The sequence below is a fragment of the Spelaeicoccus albus genome (assembly GCF_013409065.1).
GTDB classification, from domain to species: Bacteria; Actinomycetota; Actinomycetes; order Actinomycetales; family Brevibacteriaceae; genus Spelaeicoccus; species Spelaeicoccus albus.
Genome location: NZ_JACBZP010000001.1, coordinates 735929 through 751289, shown reverse-complemented (window position 1 = coordinate 751289; position 15361 = coordinate 735929). Strand labels below are relative to the sequence as shown.

The window sequence follows — 15361 nt, the reverse complement described above, 5'->3', positions numbered from 1 at the left end:
GATGACGAAAACCCGAACGACGACAGGTGATCCATGTCGAAACTTCCGCCCGAGCCGGCGTCCCGGCTGACTCCGGACGCCGGGACGCTCAGCATCGGCGTGCTCGGAGCCGGGCAATTCAGCGGCGCTTTCACTGCGTTGTTCGCTCGACACCCGAACGTCGGCAACGTGTACGTGTCGGACGTCGTGCCCGACCGTGCGGCAGCGCTCGTCGCCCGGCAGGGGCTTGCCGGAACGTTCGAGTCCTTCGATCAGATGCTCGACTCGCCGACTATCGATGCCGTCGCCGTCTTCACGCAGCGATGGACCCACGGCCCGCTGGTCGCGCAGGCGCTTCGAGCCGGCAAGCACGTGTACTCGGCGGTGCCGATGGCCTCGGCGTTGACCGAAATCGACGAGATCGTTCGCTTGGTCGACGAGACGGGGCTGACGTACATGATGGGCGAGACCAGCTATTACAACCCGGCCGTCGTCTACGCCCGGGACCGGCATCGAAACGGCGACTTCGGCCGCGTGTTTTACGCCGAAGGCGACTACGTGCACGACATGGATCTTGGGTTCTACGCCGCGTATCAATACAGTGGCGGGGCCGAGTGGAAGTCCACGGCGTCCTTCCCGCCCATGCTGTACCCGACGCACGCCATTGGGGGAGTGCTTGGCGCCCTGCCCACGCACGCCGTCAGCGTCAGCTGCCTGGGCGTGCCCGACGACCGCGGGGACGGCGTGTTCGACGGTGACGTCAGCCGTTGGGGCAACGACTTCTCCAATGCCACGGCGCTGTTCGAACTTGCCGACGGCGGTGTCATGCGCACCAATGAGATGCGACGGGTCGGCTATCCGTCGCCCATTCGCGAGTCTCGATTCCGCTACTTCGGTACCGACGCCAGCTTTGAGCAGTTGGCGCGCACCTGTGTGTGGCAAGACAAAACAGACTCGTACGACATTTCGTCGAAGTTCGCCACCATGAGCGAGCAGGCAGCCGACCGGCAGACCGGGCCGGGCGTCGATCCGGCGCTCGCTGCCGCATTCACGTCCGGCATGGCCGAAGTGCACCACCGGTCGCGACTGCCGTGGCAATTCGATGGCGCCCCGAACGGTCACGAAGGATCGTACCAATTTCTGGCTGACGACTTCGTGCGCGCAGTGGTGACCGGCGCGCGACCACCGGTCGACGCCGTCCGCGCGGCCCAGTTCACGGCGCCCGGACTCGTCGCGCACCGGTCGGCGTTGCAGGGCGGTGCACGACTCCCCGTGCCGGAGTATTCGACGGCGGAGCGCCCGGTGGCGAACCCTCCGGGGCGCAGATGAAGCCGACCGTAACCGTCGGCGCCGCAGCGATCATCGCATTCGGCGTCCTCCTGTTCATCGTGTCGGTCACGGGCGGCGCCATCCCGGCGGACGCCTCCGTTGCCGCGGCGGTCGACGCCCATCGCTCGGCGGCACCGACTATCGTCTTTTCCTTCGTCACGTCGCTCGCATCGACTCGTGCGGCGATTTTTCTCGGCCTCGTCATCGTGCTTTCTCTCGCTTTGGTGTGGAGGCGCCCGCGCGCCGCCATCGAATATGCCGCAGTAGTCGCCGCGGGCTCGCTGGTCAGCACGTCGCTCAAGGCAATAGTCAACCGTCCACGCCCGCCGGTCGACCTTGTCGTGGGCTCGCCGGCTGTTACCGCGTCGTTTCCGTCCGGGCATACTCTGGCGGCCGCTACGATGGCCGGCGGGCTGGCGGTCGTCGCGATCCGACTGGTGCACAGCCGGGTCACGCGTGTGATCGTCGTGGCCTCGGCCGCCACGTGGACGTGCGCCGTCGCGTATAGCAGGCTTTATCTCGGCTACCACTGGCTGACGGACGTTCTGGCATCGATCATGCTCGGCGTAGCGCTCTGCACGGCGCTATTGCTCGTCGAGCGGCCCTGGAACACCGCGGTGATGCGAACGTGAGCCTCACCGTCGCAATCATTTTCGCTCTTGCCTCGGCGGGGTGCGCCGCGATCGCCAGCGTTCTGCAGCACCGGACGGCACGCGCAGCCCCTGGCGGCCGCGGACTACGCATCGGTCTCATCGCCTCATTGCTCCGGCGCCCGTTGTGGCTCGTCGGGGTGTCGGCGGCGGGCGCCGCGTTCCTCTTTCATGCGGCAGCCCTGCAAGGCGGCCAACTCGCGATCGTCCAGCCTCTGCTGGTGTCGAGTCTGCTCTTTGCGCTGCCGGCCACGGCGCTTCTCGACAAGCGCCGCCCCAGCATCACCGAGTGGACGTGGGCACTCCTGCTCATCGTCGGCCTCGGCCTTTTTCTCGGCTTTGCCCGCCCGACCGCCGGGACGGCCCTGCCGAACCTTTCCGTGTTCATCCCGGCGCTGGCGCTTGCCGGCGCCCTGACAGCGACGAGCGTGTTTCTCGGCGCCGTGCCGTTGCGCCGTTACCGGCCGGCGTTGTTCGGCTTCGCCACCGGCACCGCATACGGAATCGTGGCAGCGCTCATCAAATACGTCGTCGGCATCGGCGTCTCGGATCCAATCCGAGTGCTGACCGACTGGCCGTTGTACGTGCTGGTGGTCGTGGGAGCGTTCGGGGTCGTGCTCAATCAGACGGCGTATCAAGCGGGGTCGTTGGCCGCGGCACTGCCGCCGTTAGCTCTGTCCGATCCCGTCGTGGCTGCGCTGCTCGGCGTGGTCGCCTTTGGTGAACAGATGACGACCACACCGATTGCCGTGATCGGTCAGATCATCGGGGCAGTCCTTGCCGGGACTGCGGCGGTGACGCTCGCCCGCCGAGAAGCGCACGATATGAGGGACGACGCCGGTCGCGTCGGCGGGCCATGAAACTTGCCAGCCGATGTCGGTATATTTGAATGAGAGACGTTGTAGTAGTAGATGTTGGCCGGCGGCAGGTGACGAATTCGATGTCGCCGCACAGACGCAGGTTAGGCAGTGGCGGGCCGGGCGCTTGAGTCTCCGCCGAGAGATAAGGAGCGCACGTATGCGGGTGTTGGTGCTGGGTGGCGACGGATTTTGCGGATGGCCGACTGCGCTGCACCTTTCCGACGCCGGGCACGATGTGATGATCGTGGACAATTTGTCGCGTCGGGGTATCGATGCGGAACTCGGCGTGAGATCGCTGACGCCGATAGAACCGATCGACGTCCGGCTCGCGGCCTGGCGGGAAGTTTCCGGCCGTGACATCCGGTTCGTGAACTGCGATATCGCCGCCGATTTCGACGGCCTGTGCGAGGTGCTGGGCGAATACCGGCCGGAGGCGGTCGTCCACTTTGCCGAACAGCGTGCGGCTCCGTATTCAATGAAGTCCGCCGGGCACAAGCGCTACACCGTCGACAACAACGTGAACGGCACGCACAACCTCTTGGCCGCTCTGGTCGACCTGCGCCTGGATGCGCACGTCGTGCATCTGGGCACTATGGGCGTTTACGGCTACGGCACGGCCGGGGTCAGCATTCCGGAAGGCTATCTGCCCGTGTCGATGCGGGCGGACGACGGCACCGAAGTCGAGCAAGAGATTTTGTATCCGCCGAACCCCGGAAGCGTCTACCACTTGACCAAGACGATGGACCAGCTTCTTTTCGCGTTCTACAACAAGAACGACAATGTGCGCGTGACCGATTTGCACCAAGGCATCGTCTGGGGCACGGAGACCGCTCAAACCGTCAGGGACCCGCGCCTGATGAATCGGTTCGATTACGACGGTCACTTCGGCACGGTGCTCAATCGATTTTTGATGCAAGCGGCAATCGGCTATCCGATGACGGTGCACGGCACCGGCGGCCAAACCCGTGCATTTATCCACCTGCGCAATACCGTTGAATGCGTTCAACTCGCAATTGAAGCACCGCCGGCCAAGGGCGAGCGCGTGGGCATATACAACCAGATGACCGAAACGCACCGTGTTGACGATCTCGCGAAGCTCATCGCCGGCCTGACCGGGGCAAGCATCGAGCACGTGGAAAATCCTCGCAAGGAGGACCCGTCGAACGAGCTCTTCGTCAAGAACAGCGGTCTGCTGGCCCTCGGGCTGAAACCGTTGACACTTGCGGACGAGTTGCTCGGCGAAGTGATTTCCATCGCCGAGCGCTATGCGGACCGGTGCGACCCGGACAAGATTCCCGCTCAATCGAAGTGGCGGTTGCCGGCACCGGCCGACGTCGGCTGAGAAAACGCCCAATGCGAGTCGCCTTCGTGACGGAGATGTGGTTCCCGTCGATCAACGGCCTTGTCACTCGGCTCGCGGCCACCGTGTCCGCGCTGCGAGCCGAAGGCCACGACGTCTTGATAATCGCGCCGCACGAGCGCGGAGAAACCGACTCGGCCGATCCGGGCGTCACCGTGCGCCGGGTTCCCGCCTTTCGGGTCGGCTTCGTCTACGGGGGCCAGCCGTGGGGCTGGCCGTTGCCGCGCGTCGACAGGTACATCGCCGAGTTCCGTCCGGACGTCGTGCACGTCGTCAGCCCGCTCGTTCTCGGCATCGCGGGCGTACGTGCCGCCCGGCGACACCGGGTGGCGCTGATCGCCTCGTTTCACACGAACGTCGCGGCGTACACGTCGTCCTACCATCTCAGCGGGCTTCGCCCGGTGGTGTGGATGTTGACGCGCTCCCTGCACAACAAAGCGCACATCAACTTGGCCACGTCGACCTACGCGGTCGATCTCTTGGCCGCCCACGGTATCCGGCGGCTTCGCCTCTGGCGTCGCGGAGTCGGCCTGGAATTGTTCAACCCGAAACACCGTGATGCCACCTCCGACCAAGTCGGCGCCGTAACGCCGTCGGACGAGCGGCAATTGCCGACCGCCCTCTACGTCGGGCGGCTTGCGGCCGAGAAGGGACTACGCCGACTGCTTCCGCTGGCTCGTTCCGGCACTGTGCGCCTGGTGATGGTCGGGGAGGGGCCGGACCGGGCGACGCTGGAGCGGGAGTTCGCCGGAACCCCGACGGTATTCGCCGGTTCTCGGACGGGTGTCGAACTCGCCCGAACCTACGCGAATGCCGACGTCTTCGTATTTCCGTCCACGACAGAGACCCTCGGACTTGTCCTGATCGAGGCCCTTGCCAGCGGACTGCCCGTCGTTTCGGTCGACAGCCCGGCCAGCCGAGAACTACTGACCGGATGCCCGGCCGCCAAACTCTTCCCGGCGGGCGACCCCGGCATGCTCACGCAGACAGTTCGCGATCTTTTAGCGAGCATGCCTCGAACCGAACTCAGCCGGCATGCCAGAGATGAAGCCGAACCATGGGGATGGGCAGCCGCGACCGCTCAAATGATTCGTTGGTACGAGGAGGCCCGGTCCGAAGCGCCGGCCCCGCCTGCCTAACGCCGTCAGCCGGGCCGGCCGCCGTCAGTCGTCGTCTCCTCCTTGTCGGCTCAGGCCCCGATACCGCCGAGATTCTTTGAGGGTATTCACGGTAAAAATACGCGGTTTTCCGGGCCAACCGCCGTTACGGTAAAGAAGCGGGCTGCTTTACCAGTGAAGCTGGTTCCGGTCAGAGTATTGCTTTGGCTCTCCAGTGTGGGAAAGAGTCGCTGCCCGCAGGCAGCGCCACCTGCCGCCAGAAAAGTTCGCCCAGCGCGACGGGCCCCCGCCCGGCCTGGGTGGGCGGCGGACGGTGGCGCTGTTCACGCTCGCCGGCGCACGGCAGCCGGCTCGGCGAGGGATGATGCCAGCGCCCGCGTGGGTCAGCTCAGCGCGGCGTCCCGGCGCCGGAAGAACACCAATCCGAGCACCAGCAGGACGACGGCCGCGCCCCCGAACCCGATCAGCGGCCCGAAGTCCGGATCCGAGGCCGGCAACTGCGGCACCGCATGGAACGGGGAGAGTTTTTGCGACCAGTCGGGCAAATTCATCAGTCCGCCGAACATTCCCACCACGCCGGCATAAACGATGGCAATCCACGCCAGTGGGGCGAGCGCCGATCGGATGCCGAACAGTACGGCGGCCAGCGCGCACAGAAACACTTCGGGGACGAGATACGCGCTCGCCGCCTGCATGACGCGGCCGTATTCACCGGCCCTGTCGAGATCGGCCGACACCGTGACGGCCAGGCCGAGCGCGCCGAGCATGAGCAGCACGGCCGCGCCGACGACCGACACAATCAGCCCTTGGCCCATCCAACGCCATCGGCCCGTCGCGGTTGCCAGCAACGGCTCCACGCGTCCACTCGTCTCCTCGGACCGCAGGCGCAACGTCGACGAAACGGCGAACACGCCGGCCAGCAAGGCGATGAACAGCAGGATGACGGAAATGAAACCGTCCGCGGCGCTCGTTGCGCTCGGTGCCACGAGCGCCGACATCTTCTTCGAAATGTCCTCATTGCTGTTCAACATGTCCTGCGCCGCTCCGACCAAGGAGCCCATGGCCAAACCTGTCAGCGTCAAGGCCGCCGCCCACGCAATGAAGAGTCCGCGCTGAAGCCGAAGCGCCAGCCCGAGCGGACTGCCGAGCATTGCCGACCCGTGCGCCCGTCCCGTCCGTGCGGGAAGAAGGCCGGCGCCGACGTCTCGCCGGGCCGACAGGGCATATCCGGCAGCCACGAGGACCGCGATCACCGCCACCGAGATGAGCAGCGGCCACCACCGGGCGTCGACGAAACTGCGGGTCTGCTGCGCCCACGCCAGCGGCGAAAGCCACGACAGCCAATTGCCGTGCGTTTCTTGCACATTGCCGATCCCGTCGGCAAGCACCGCGGCCCCGAGCACGGCCATGGCGATACCGGTGCCCGCGCGGGCGTGCTCGGCCAGCTGCGCCGCGACCGCGGAAATCGCTGCAAAGACCATCCCCGTGACGCCGAGCGCTGCCGCATAAAGCAGTGAATCGCCGAAGTCGAACGCCGCGACCAGCAGCCCGAGAGCGGTGAGCACTGTCACTGCCAGATTTGCGACGACGGCGGCCAGAAGAGCCGCGGTCATGCCGGAATATCGGCCGACGACGCCGGCCCGAATCAGCTCGGCCCTCCCGCTTTCCTCTTCCGCGCGCGTGTGTTTGGTGATCAGTAGGATATTCATGATCGCTGACGCCAACATGAGCCAGAGCAACATCTCGTTCGCATTGATGGCGCCGATGGTGTAATCGTCCAACCCGTACCCCGGCCCGGACATGACGATGGCTGCCGGGTTCGTCATCAACGCGGCGCGCGCCTGCCGGTCCGCTGCCGTGGGGTAGATCGTCTGCAAGGCGATCGCCGGGTAGACGGCCATGAACGCCAGCGCCACCGTCCAGATCGTCGTGCTCAGGCGATCCCGCCGCAGCGCGAAACGGGTGAGTGTTCCCGTTGCCGTCAGTGCATGCATGATTCAGGACGCCTTCGCGGAATGTTTGGGACGGTGCCCGGAGTCGGAGCGGGCGGGTGCGTCGTCGGCACAGTGACGCTCGCCGGCACCGCCGGCCGAATACTGCCGCATGAACAGCTCTTCCAGCGACGGCGGCGAGCAGACCAGATTCCGCGGCCCGAGCTTCGCCAACGCCTCGAGCACCGGAGTCAACTGACTGTTGTCGACGCTGAAAGTCACGTGTCCGTCGTCGGCCCGTAGATCGTGGACGCCCACGACGTCCGCCAAACCGGCAGTGTCGCCGTCCAGCGCCGCAGTGACTGTGGCGCGCGTCAAATGCCGCAAATCGTCCAGCGTGCCGGACTGCACGGTGCGGCCGCCTCGAATGATCGTGACGGTGTCGCACAGAGTTTCGACCTCGGCGAGGATGTGGCTGGAGAGCAAGATCGACCGGCCTTCGGCGCGCAGTTCGCGGATGCACTCCTGGAAGACGCGCTCCATCAGCGGATCGAGTCCGGACGTCGGCTCGTCCAGGATGTACAGCTCGACGTCGGCTGCCAGCGCGGCGACGAGTGCGACCTTTTGCCGATTGCCCTTGGAGTACGTCCGCCCCTTTTTGGTGGGGTCGAGCTCGAACCGTTCGAGGAGTTCGGCGCGCCTGCGCGGATCCACGGATCCGCGCAGGCGCGAAAACAAGTCGATGGCTTCGCCGCCGGAAAGGCTCGGCCACAGGTTGACGTCGCCGGGCACGTACGCCAGGCGTTTGTGCAGCCGGGTGGCCTCCGCCCACGGGTCGCCGTCCAAAAGGCGCACCGAGCCGGCGTCCGCGCGCATGAGCCCGAGCAGCACACGGATGGTGGTGGACTTGCCGGCGCCGTTCGGCCCGAGAAACCCGGCGACCTCACCGGCGGCGACGGCCAGGTCGAGCGAATCGAGCGCCTGGACGGTGCCGAACGATTTATCGAGGTGGGAGATGCTGATGGCGTCATTCATGATTGTCCTCGCGGGGAGTCGGGCGGAGGGCCGCCGGGGGCGCGAGAGTCGGCGCCCGCCCAGGGGGTTTCGTTTTCGTGTTCGACGAACGCGTCGAAGAGCTTCCGGTCGGTGAAGAAGGGTTCGCTGTAGAGTTCGAGCGCCGGACCGGTGCTGAAATCGGCAAGGGAGCGCAGGGCTCCCGGCTGGTCGAGGTCGGAGTCGTCGAGGTCGCCGCGCAAGGTCAGTTGCAACACGAGCCCGCCCATAGTCGTCAGGGTCAGATACTTGGCGCGCGCCCATGGATCGCGGCTCGGACGGATGGTGCCGGCGGCCACCCCGGCCTCGATGTAATCGTACGAGTCGTCGATGAGTGATCGCATGAATCCGCGGGCATGGTGCCCGCCGGCCTGGAGCCGGCGCAAGAGGTAAACGACTTGCGGCGCGTATTCGTCCAGGGCCATCATCTGCGACAAGATCGTGCCGGCGTCGGACGTGACCGCGAACGCCATCTTGCACTCGCGAATTGTCGCGGCCACCAGTTCGTCGCACGCCTGCTCGAGCCCCTCGCGTGAACCGAAGTGGTGCACGATCAGCCCTGCGCTCACGCCGGCGTCCGCCGCGATCGCGCGCAAACTCACCGAAAAGCCGGACCTGCCGAATCTCTCGATTGCCGCTGTGCGGATTCGGCCGGCCGTTGTCGACGAGTCCGGGATCGTTGAACGCATGTTTAATATTGAACGCGTGTTCAATCTCGTTGTCAACGGTATTCGCGACCGATGAACTATTTGCGCGACCTCGACAAGTCGAAAGCGTTCTATACGAGCTTCGGCTGGACCGGGAATCCATTGTTCACCGACGAGAATGCGGCGGCGATCACCGTCAGCGACACCATTCACATCATGCTGCTGACCCACGAGCACTACGCGCAGTTCACGGACAAGCCGATCGCCGATGCACACGCGACGTCGGCCGGGATGAATGCCATCAGCACGGAGAATCCCGACGAGATTGATGCCATCGTTGACAAGGCCGTCGCGGCAGGTGCCGTGGAAGGCACACCGCAGGAGCTCGGGTTCATGCGCTCGCGGGCGTTTTCCGATCCGGACGGCCATCATTGGGAAGTGATGTGGATGGACCCAATTGCTGCCGGCGGCGACTGGGAAGCCGTGCAAAAGAAGTACCCGCAGGAGGCGCGGTGACTGCTGCACGCCGCATGATGGTGCTATAACAATGCAATGAGCGCTGCCGCGGCACTGCCCCGCAAGGGGACGACGGGTATCGCGGTCTGTGCCGCGATTGCCGCAGCAGTGCTGCTCGCGTCCGGTTGCACGTCGTCCGGATCGGGCGGCGGGTCGTGCGAGGACCGGGTGAAGTTCGAACACCGGATGTATACGGGACTTGCAAACGTGGACTTCACCACCGGCGAGCGCCTCGGCACCGGCCGCATCCCGCAGTGCAATGACACGGGCGGCAGCGGTAAGCGCAGCGAGCCGCCGGAACCGCTGCAGACGATTTTCGCCGTCAAAGGGCTGGATCCGTCCGTCGCGGTGGCCGCCGGCGAGTCGCGTGACGACGCGGGGTTCTATTCGCTGAAGCGCAGCAAACCAGCCGGCGACGGCGAGAAGCTGCCGGACGCCGTCCGGAAATACTTGAGATCCCACCACTGACGGGAGGGCCTGGTCGGCCCGGCGCCGTGCCGGCTCGCCTCGTCAGGCCTCGCGCTGATAGGTGGCCGGCGGAGTGCCGACGACTGCCGTGAACGCGCGCGTCAAATGTGCCTGGTCGCTAAAGCCCAACTCGTCTGCCAGCGCCGCCCAATCGGTTGCCGCACCGGTATGCGCGGCAGCTGCGGCGTCCAACAGCCGGAACCGTTGCACCACCCACTTCGGGCCGATGCCGAGGTAGGCGGTGAACTGCCGCTCGAGCGTGCGGAGGCTGACCCCTGCCATTTCGGCCAACTGGGATGCCCTGACCAGTGACCGGTCCGTCTCGGCGACGCGTACCAGCGCATTGATCCTTTCGGCCACCGGATCCTTCGCCGCGTCATGCAGGTCGAGGTAGCCTTCAAAAACGTCGACCATTCGCTCATCGGTGACTTCCGCGTCCAGGATCGCGGACGCTGCCGCCACGTCGTCCCGCCCGGTCAATTCCGCCATTGGAATCGTGCGGCCGGAAACCGTCCCGACGTCCGCGCCAAGCAGTGCACGGAAACTCGCCGGCCGGAAAGCCGCACCCAGCGTGTGACCGGTGCCGTGGAGCGTCCGGGTGAAAGGCTTGCGGGTGACGCCGTTGACCAGCAGGCGCGGCACGCCGTCCCAAATTTCCGCAGCGACGTGAATGCACGGCTGGGGGATCACCTGCTGCGCATGCGGAAGGTCGCAGGACCAGCGCACGAGCCAGAAGTACTCCACGAACGGTTCCCAGCGCGCCGACGGTACCATCCGGCGGACGTTGATGTGTTGAGCAGCCGCGGTCGGCCCCACGATGGCGTGGTCCCGGCCGAGATGCTCGTCTCTCACGCCCCCACTCTAGGTCGTTTCCGTGTCCGTGGGCTGGGCGGAAAATTGTCGCACCGGCCGATGACTCCGGCACTGTGCACTCGTCTACCCCCGTAAAGATGTCGGCGATCGAACACCGGCGACGCACCCGCTCGGTGCAGTCGAACTGTGCATTCGGACAGTGCGTTCGGACGCCGACCGAGAGAAGGGAAGACATGAACAAGCAGGATCAGCCCGATGCGGCGCCCGACGTCGTCGACCGCGCCGGCTTCGATGCGGCTCTCGCCGAGCAGATCGAGGCCGAAAAGGAGGTCACTCGGCACGGCGATCGCGTGTCGGCCCGCCGTCGGCGCCTGCCGATGGTCGCCGTGGAGGACTATTCGTTTACCGGACCGGGCGGCCCGGTCCGGCTCACGGAGATGTTCGGCGACAAATATCTTTTGCTCGTGCAGAACGTCATGTACGGCCCCGACTGGGACGAGGGCTGCCCGAGCTGCAGCTGGGCCGTCGACAACCTGCCGGCCAATATGGGTCGCCTGGCGGGCGAGGGAATCGCCTTTGCCATGGTGTCGCAGGCGCCGATCGAGAAACTCGAACGATGGCGCGCACAGCGAGGCTGGAACCACCTGTGGGTGTCGTCTGCCGATACCACCTATCACTACGATTGGGGATGGACACGGGCCGACGATGCGGGCCGGGAAGGGCCGCTCCCCGGCTACTCGTATTACCTGCTCAGAGACGGCAAGCCATACCTGACGTATGCGACGACGGCCCGCGGCACCGAAGCGATTTTGCCGGTCGCGCACATCATGGACCGCACCGTCTACGGCCGCCAGCAGGACTGGGAAGACAGCCCCGCCGGTTGGCCGCAGTATCCGACCTACGGGTAAGTCCCGCGGCGTCGGGCGTCGCTCGGTTCGCATGTCGCTTTTCTTCAAGACGGCTCGGCGCCGTGCCCGTACTCTCAATCCATGAATAGGACATATCAGGCAACCGCGAAGTTTCACGTCAAGTCGTGGGACGAGACGATCATCGCCGATATCGACGGCGAAGGCGCCGAGATGAACGGCACGTACTATCCGAAGCGCGGGTTTTCGCGTGCCGACGTCACCTATGCGTACTCGGGAGCGTTGGAGGGCACGAGCAGCGTCGCCTACTTGATCTCGTACCGGGAAGGCGCGGCGCCGGTCGTGGCCTTCGAACGGTTCGAGGGCAGCCTTGACGGCCGCGCCGGGTCGTTTGTGATGCAACATGCAGGAGAACAAGACACGGCCGGGGTGCGCGAAACACTGACGGTCGTCGAAGGGCTCGGCACGGGCGACCTTGCTTCCTTGCGCGGCAAGGCCTCCATCGACTTGAGCGGCCACAGCGATGACGGATTCGACATCGCCCTGGACTACGACATGTAGGAGTCCATTCCCGGTCCCATTCCACCGTGCGGGGTGGTTTGTCGGCCGCGGGGTTAAAGGTTCAACCCCGTGGGGGACAAATGACCCCGCAGTGGACAAACAGTGTGGACGGGGCAGAATCGGTGTATGAAGGCACGTGGGCAGGCGGACGTCGAGGTGGCGCAGTCGGGCGCCGACCGGGAGACCGGTGTTGTCACCCTCGAGAAGTCGTTCGCCATCCTCGAACTCGTGGCCGAGCGCGGCGGCGCCACGGCGAAGGAAGTCTCGGATACGCTCGGTTATCCGCTGCCCACCGTGTACCGGCTGATGGCAACGCTGGTGCGCAGCGACTACTTGGTTCACTTGAAGGGCATGAAGCGCTTCGAACTCGGCTACAAGCTCGACCGCCTCGGCGTATCCCTGCACCGCCAGGTCGGGGTGCCGGCCACGGTGCGTGCCGAAGTCGCGCGGTTGCACCAGGCGACCGAGGCTGCCGGATATTTCGCGGTGTACCGCGGCGCCGACGTCGTCGTCGCGTACGTGGACGATTGTCCCGACCACCGCCGGATCCAGCCGCTCCGGTTCGGGTTTCACGAAGCCGCACACGCCACCGCATTCGGCAAGACGCTGCTGGCCGGAATGGCCGGCGAACAACTGGACCAATATCTCGACGTGCACGGCCTTCCCCGGTTGACGCCCTTCACCATCACCTCACGCGCCGAGCTGGACGACCATCTCCGTCAGGTCGCCACCAGCGGCATCGCCTGGGAACACGCCGAATTCGTGCCCGGCATGACCTGCGCGGCGATCGGCGTGCACAACGGCGCCGGGGCACTCATCGGCGCCGTCGCCGTCAGCGCCCCGAGCGGCGATGTGTCGCGGAGCCGTGAGCGGTCTATCGAACGCACGCTGCGTGAAAGCGCCAACAACGTCAGCACCTATTACCGTTCCGGCACGATGCGGCGCTAATCCGCCGGGCCCGTGACCGTCACCGAGCTTGGCTGAGAGTTCGGCCGGTTGGAATCGTGCGTCAGAGCATTGGCATCAAATGCCGCCGGTCTTCAGCTGGTCGGCGATGTACTCGGCCTGGCGGATGGCAAGCGCCACGATGGTCAGCGTCGGGTTCGCGGCAGCCGAGGTCGTGAACACGGACCCGTCGCTGACGAAGAGGTTCGGAACGTCGTGCGCACGCCCCCACTTGTCGACGACGCCGTCCTCGGGATTCGCGCTCATCCGCGACGTGCCGAGGTTGTGCGTGGACGGATACGGCGGCGTCCGGTGCGATCCGACCGCGCCGACCGCGTCGTACAGCTTCTCGGCCTGCCCGTAGGCGTGGGCTCGCATGGCCACGTCATTGAGATGGTCGTCGTAGTGCACGTTCGGCACCGGCAGCCCGTGCTTGTCGGTCACCGTGGTGTTCAACGTGATCCGGTTGGTCTCTTGCGGCAGATCCTCGCCGACGATCCACAGCCCCGCCGTATTGGCGTAGGCGTCCAGAATCTCGGTGAGCTCCCTGCCCCAAGCTCCGGGCTCGACAAAGCTGGCAAGGAACGCCGGGCCCAGGGAAATCGTTTCAAAGTAGTACCCACCGGCGAAGCCGCGATCGGCGTTGTGCCCCGATTCGTCGGCGATGACGCCCGCCATGGTCTCTCCCCGGTACATGTTCACGGGGTCGTTGAACCGGGCAAACACCGAGCCGGTCAGGTGGCGCATGTAATTGCGCCCGACCTGGCCGGACGAGTTGGCCAAGCCGTCCGGGAACATTGGGCTGGCCGACATGAGCAGCAGCCGCGGCGTCTCGATGGTGTTGGCCGCCACCGACACGAGCGCCGCCGCCTGCCGCTGCAGGTTTCCTTCGGCGTCAAGATAGAGGACGGCGTCCGCGCGTCCGGACGCATCGTGCGTGATCTGGACGACGTGACTTTCCGGGCGCAGGTCCAGCAACCCGGTCTCCTCGGCGCGCGGAATCTCTCTGACAAGGGTCGACCACTTGGATTTGTTCTTGTCGCCTTGGAAGTTGAAGCCGTCCTGGATGGACGCCGGACGGCCGTCGTATTCCTCCGCATTGGTGGCGTACGGACCGGTCGAATAATGCTTGTACCCGATCCGCTCGGCCCCGTTCGCGAACACCTTGTAGTTGTTGTTGGCCGGCAACGGCTTGCGGCCGTGCACGTGCGTCGACCCCATCGCGATCTCGGCGAGATCGTAATACGGCTCCATTTCGTCGAGCGAAATCGGCCAGTCGAGCAGGTTGGCGCCGTCGATGCGGCCGTACGAACTGCGATCGGCGAACTCGTGGCGCTTGAACCGCGGAGTCGCCCCCGACCAGTGCGTCGTCGTTCCACCGACCGCCTTGACCGTCCAGGCGGGCAAGTTCGGGAAATCGCCGGCGATCCGCCACGAGCCGGACGTGGTGCGCGGGTCGAGCCACGCCATTTGATTGAACGCCGCCCACTCGTCGTTCACGTAGTCGTCGTGGCGCAGATACGGCCCGGCTTCCAGGACCACCACCGGGATACCTCGTTTGGTCAGTTCGTAGGCAAGGGTGCCGCCGCCGGCACCGGACCCGATGATGACGACGGATTCTTCGCCGTGATCGATGGCAGTCATTTGCGAACCTCCCCGGCTTCGGTCGACGTCGCGCCGGGCTGGCTCGACGTGTGGACGTCGACGTGCGGATGGGCGACCTGGGCGCGCCCGCCGGCCAGCGGGACGTCGTCCGTGAATTCGACGAGCTCTTCGGGCCCGTCATAGGTCTCGACACGCGGCTCGGGAAGCCAATCGAGGTCGTTGAACCCGCGATTCACGTACCCGCCCTTGTCGAAGCTCGGCCCTTCATAGCCGAGCACGTCCCACGCGTCCTGATTGTCGTAAAGGTTCAACACCGTCGTCCGGCGGATGAACCCGAAGAATTCGGTTGTTTCGATGCGATGCAGCACCTTCGTGGCGTCGTCGTCGTTCAACTCCCGGAAATCGCCGCCGGCCAGGTGGCCGAGCGTGGTCAGGCCCTGTGTCAGGGACACGCGGAACCACGTGGAGTTCTGCGCCTCCTCCATGATCGTGTCGGCCATCCGCTCATACGGCCCGTCCGGAAAGTTCGGGTGCGGAAATGCGACCTTGAGGACCCTCAGCAGTATCTGCCTGGCCTCATCGGTCATCTCGGTGGCGTTCAACTCTGGATATTTCGCCGGAAATGCCATGATCTGTGGGCTCCTTTGCTCGTCGTCTCGG

Annotated in this window: 16 protein-coding genes; 10 read left to right on the top strand and 6 right to left on the bottom strand. The window is 65.6% G+C overall.

Going from position 1 to position 15361, the window contains the following annotated elements:
• The first annotated feature begins 33 nt into the window (after positions 1-33).
• From BJY26_RS03625 to BJY26_RS03605, 5 genes are all read left to right on the top strand, one after another.
• Positions 34-1308 (top strand): Gfo/Idh/MocA family protein, encoded by a 1275-nt coding sequence (locus BJY26_RS03625; RefSeq protein WP_179425762.1) that lies wholly within the window; start codon positions 34-36, stop codon positions 1306-1308.
• Positions 1305-1940: a phosphatase PAP2 family protein gene (locus BJY26_RS03620; protein ID WP_179425760.1), complete on the top strand. Its 636-nt coding sequence runs from the start codon at positions 1305-1307 to the stop codon at positions 1938-1940. Before BJY26_RS03625 ends, BJY26_RS03620 begins: the two co-directional genes overlap by 4 nt.
• Complete coding sequence (locus tag BJY26_RS03615) at positions 1937-2818, top strand: DMT family transporter (RefSeq protein ID WP_179425758.1); 882 nt, start codon at positions 1937-1939, stop codon at positions 2816-2818. Before BJY26_RS03620 ends, BJY26_RS03615 begins: the two co-directional genes overlap by 4 nt.
• Before the next feature lie 157 nt (positions 2819-2975).
• A complete protein-coding gene (locus BJY26_RS03610) occupies positions 2976-4160 on the top strand; it encodes an NAD-dependent epimerase/dehydratase family protein (protein WP_179425756.1) in 1185 nt (394 codons plus the stop codon).
• 11 nt (positions 4161-4171) lie between these two features.
• Positions 4172-5317 (top strand): glycosyltransferase family 4 protein, encoded by a 1146-nt coding sequence (locus BJY26_RS03605; RefSeq protein ID WP_179425754.1) that lies wholly within the window; start codon positions 4172-4174, stop codon positions 5315-5317.
• Between the two features lie 362 nt (positions 5318-5679).
• Here BJY26_RS03605 and BJY26_RS03600 read toward each other — a convergent pair whose 3' ends face one another.
• The 3 genes from BJY26_RS03600 to BJY26_RS03590 are packed head-to-tail and all read right to left on the bottom strand — an operon-like array spanning position 5680 to position 8969.
• A complete protein-coding gene (locus tag BJY26_RS03600) occupies positions 5680-7290 on the bottom strand; it encodes an ABC transporter permease (protein WP_179425752.1) in 1611 nt (536 codons plus the stop codon).
• Positions 7291-7293: 3 nt separating this feature from the next.
• Positions 7294-8262: an ABC transporter ATP-binding protein gene (locus BJY26_RS03595; RefSeq protein ID WP_179425750.1), complete on the bottom strand. Its 969-nt coding sequence runs from the start codon at positions 8260-8262 to the stop codon at positions 7294-7296.
• Positions 8259-8969 (bottom strand): TetR/AcrR family transcriptional regulator, encoded by a 711-nt coding sequence (locus BJY26_RS03590; RefSeq protein WP_179425748.1) that lies wholly within the window; start codon positions 8967-8969, stop codon positions 8259-8261. The genes BJY26_RS03595 and BJY26_RS03590 overlap by 4 nt, the downstream gene beginning before the upstream one ends.
• Positions 8970-9020: 51 nt before the next feature.
• Here BJY26_RS03590 and BJY26_RS03585 point away from each other — a divergent pair, with 51 nt between their 5' ends.
• Both BJY26_RS03585 and BJY26_RS03580 read left to right on the top strand, forming a co-directional pair.
• The gene (locus BJY26_RS03585) at positions 9021-9443 is read left to right on the top strand and encodes a VOC family protein (RefSeq protein ID WP_179425746.1); all 423 of its coding nucleotides are present in this window, start codon (positions 9021-9023) and stop codon (positions 9441-9443) included.
• A gap of 36 nt (positions 9444-9479) precedes the next feature.
• On the top strand, positions 9480-9911 hold the full coding sequence (locus tag BJY26_RS03580) for a DUF6281 family protein (protein WP_179425744.1): 432 nt from the start codon (positions 9480-9482) through the stop codon (positions 9909-9911).
• A 42-nt stretch (positions 9912-9953) separates the two neighbouring features.
• Here the strand turns inward: BJY26_RS03580 and BJY26_RS19500 are convergent, their stop codons facing one another.
• The gene (locus BJY26_RS19500; RefSeq protein ID WP_218852242.1) at positions 9954-10763 is read right to left on the bottom strand and encodes an AraC family transcriptional regulator; all 810 of its coding nucleotides are present in this window, start codon (positions 10761-10763) and stop codon (positions 9954-9956) included.
• A gap of 194 nt (positions 10764-10957) precedes the next feature.
• Here BJY26_RS19500 and BJY26_RS03570 point away from each other — a divergent pair, with 194 nt between their 5' ends.
• From BJY26_RS03570 to BJY26_RS03560, 3 genes are all read left to right on the top strand, one after another.
• Positions 10958-11632, top strand: a complete 675-nt coding sequence (locus BJY26_RS03570) for a DUF899 family protein (protein WP_179425742.1) — start codon at positions 10958-10960, stop codon at positions 11630-11632.
• 81 nt (positions 11633-11713) lie between these two features.
• Entirely contained in the window at positions 11714-12151 is a 438-nt protein-coding gene (locus BJY26_RS03565) for a DUF3224 domain-containing protein (RefSeq protein WP_179425740.1), read from the top strand.
• A gap of 126 nt (positions 12152-12277) precedes the next feature.
• On the top strand, positions 12278-13099 hold the full coding sequence (locus BJY26_RS03560; protein WP_179425738.1) for an IclR family transcriptional regulator: 822 nt from the start codon (positions 12278-12280) through the stop codon (positions 13097-13099).
• A 75-nt stretch (positions 13100-13174) separates the two neighbouring features.
• On the opposite strand, the gene BJY26_RS03555 is transcribed toward BJY26_RS03560, so the two are convergent.
• Both BJY26_RS03555 and BJY26_RS03550 read right to left on the bottom strand, forming a co-directional pair.
• Positions 13175-14740, bottom strand: coding sequence for a GMC family oxidoreductase (locus BJY26_RS03555; protein ID WP_179425736.1), 1566 nt, complete (start codon positions 14738-14740; stop codon positions 13175-13177).
• Complete coding sequence (locus BJY26_RS03550; protein ID WP_179425734.1) at positions 14737-15330, bottom strand: hypothetical protein; 594 nt, start codon at positions 15328-15330, stop codon at positions 14737-14739. Before BJY26_RS03550 ends, BJY26_RS03555 begins: the two co-directional genes overlap by 4 nt.
• Positions 15331-15361: the final 31 nt, after the last annotated feature.

Excerpts from the sequence above, each read along its gene's own strand:
- BJY26_RS03555 (WP_179425736.1), bottom strand. The coding sequence starts at position 14,740 with ATGACTGCCATCGATCACGGCGAAGAATCCGTCGTCATCATCGGGTCC.
- BJY26_RS03625 (WP_179425762.1), top strand. The coding sequence starts at position 34 with ATGTCGAAACTTCCGCCCGAGCCGGCGTCCCGGCTGACTCCGGACGCC.
- BJY26_RS03560 (WP_179425738.1), top strand. The coding sequence starts at position 12,278 with ATGAAGGCACGTGGGCAGGCGGACGTCGAGGTGGCGCAGTCGGGCGCC.
- BJY26_RS03585 (WP_179425746.1), top strand. The coding sequence starts at position 9,021 with ATGAACTATTTGCGCGACCTCGACAAGTCGAAAGCGTTCTATACGAGC.
- BJY26_RS03590 (WP_179425748.1), bottom strand. The coding sequence starts at position 8,969 with ATGCGTTCAACGATCCCGGACTCGTCGACAACGGCCGGCCGAATCCGC.
- BJY26_RS03595 (WP_179425750.1), bottom strand. The coding sequence starts at position 8,262 with ATGAATGACGCCATCAGCATCTCCCACCTCGATAAATCGTTCGGCACC.
- BJY26_RS03550 (WP_179425734.1), bottom strand. The coding sequence starts at position 15,330 with ATGGCATTTCCGGCGAAATATCCAGAGTTGAACGCCACCGAGATGACC.
- BJY26_RS03620 (WP_179425760.1), top strand. The coding sequence starts at position 1,305 with ATGAAGCCGACCGTAACCGTCGGCGCCGCAGCGATCATCGCATTCGGC.
- BJY26_RS03565 (WP_179425740.1), top strand. The coding sequence starts at position 11,714 with ATGAATAGGACATATCAGGCAACCGCGAAGTTTCACGTCAAGTCGTGG.
- BJY26_RS03605 (WP_179425754.1), top strand. The coding sequence starts at position 4,172 with ATGCGAGTCGCCTTCGTGACGGAGATGTGGTTCCCGTCGATCAACGGC.
- BJY26_RS03600 (WP_179425752.1), bottom strand. The coding sequence starts at position 7,290 with ATGCATGCACTGACGGCAACGGGAACACTCACCCGTTTCGCGCTGCGG.
- BJY26_RS03610 (WP_179425756.1), top strand. The coding sequence starts at position 2,976 with ATGCGGGTGTTGGTGCTGGGTGGCGACGGATTTTGCGGATGGCCGACT.
- BJY26_RS03580 (WP_179425744.1), top strand. The coding sequence starts at position 9,480 with ATGAGCGCTGCCGCGGCACTGCCCCGCAAGGGGACGACGGGTATCGCG.
- BJY26_RS03570 (WP_179425742.1), top strand. The coding sequence starts at position 10,958 with ATGAACAAGCAGGATCAGCCCGATGCGGCGCCCGACGTCGTCGACCGC.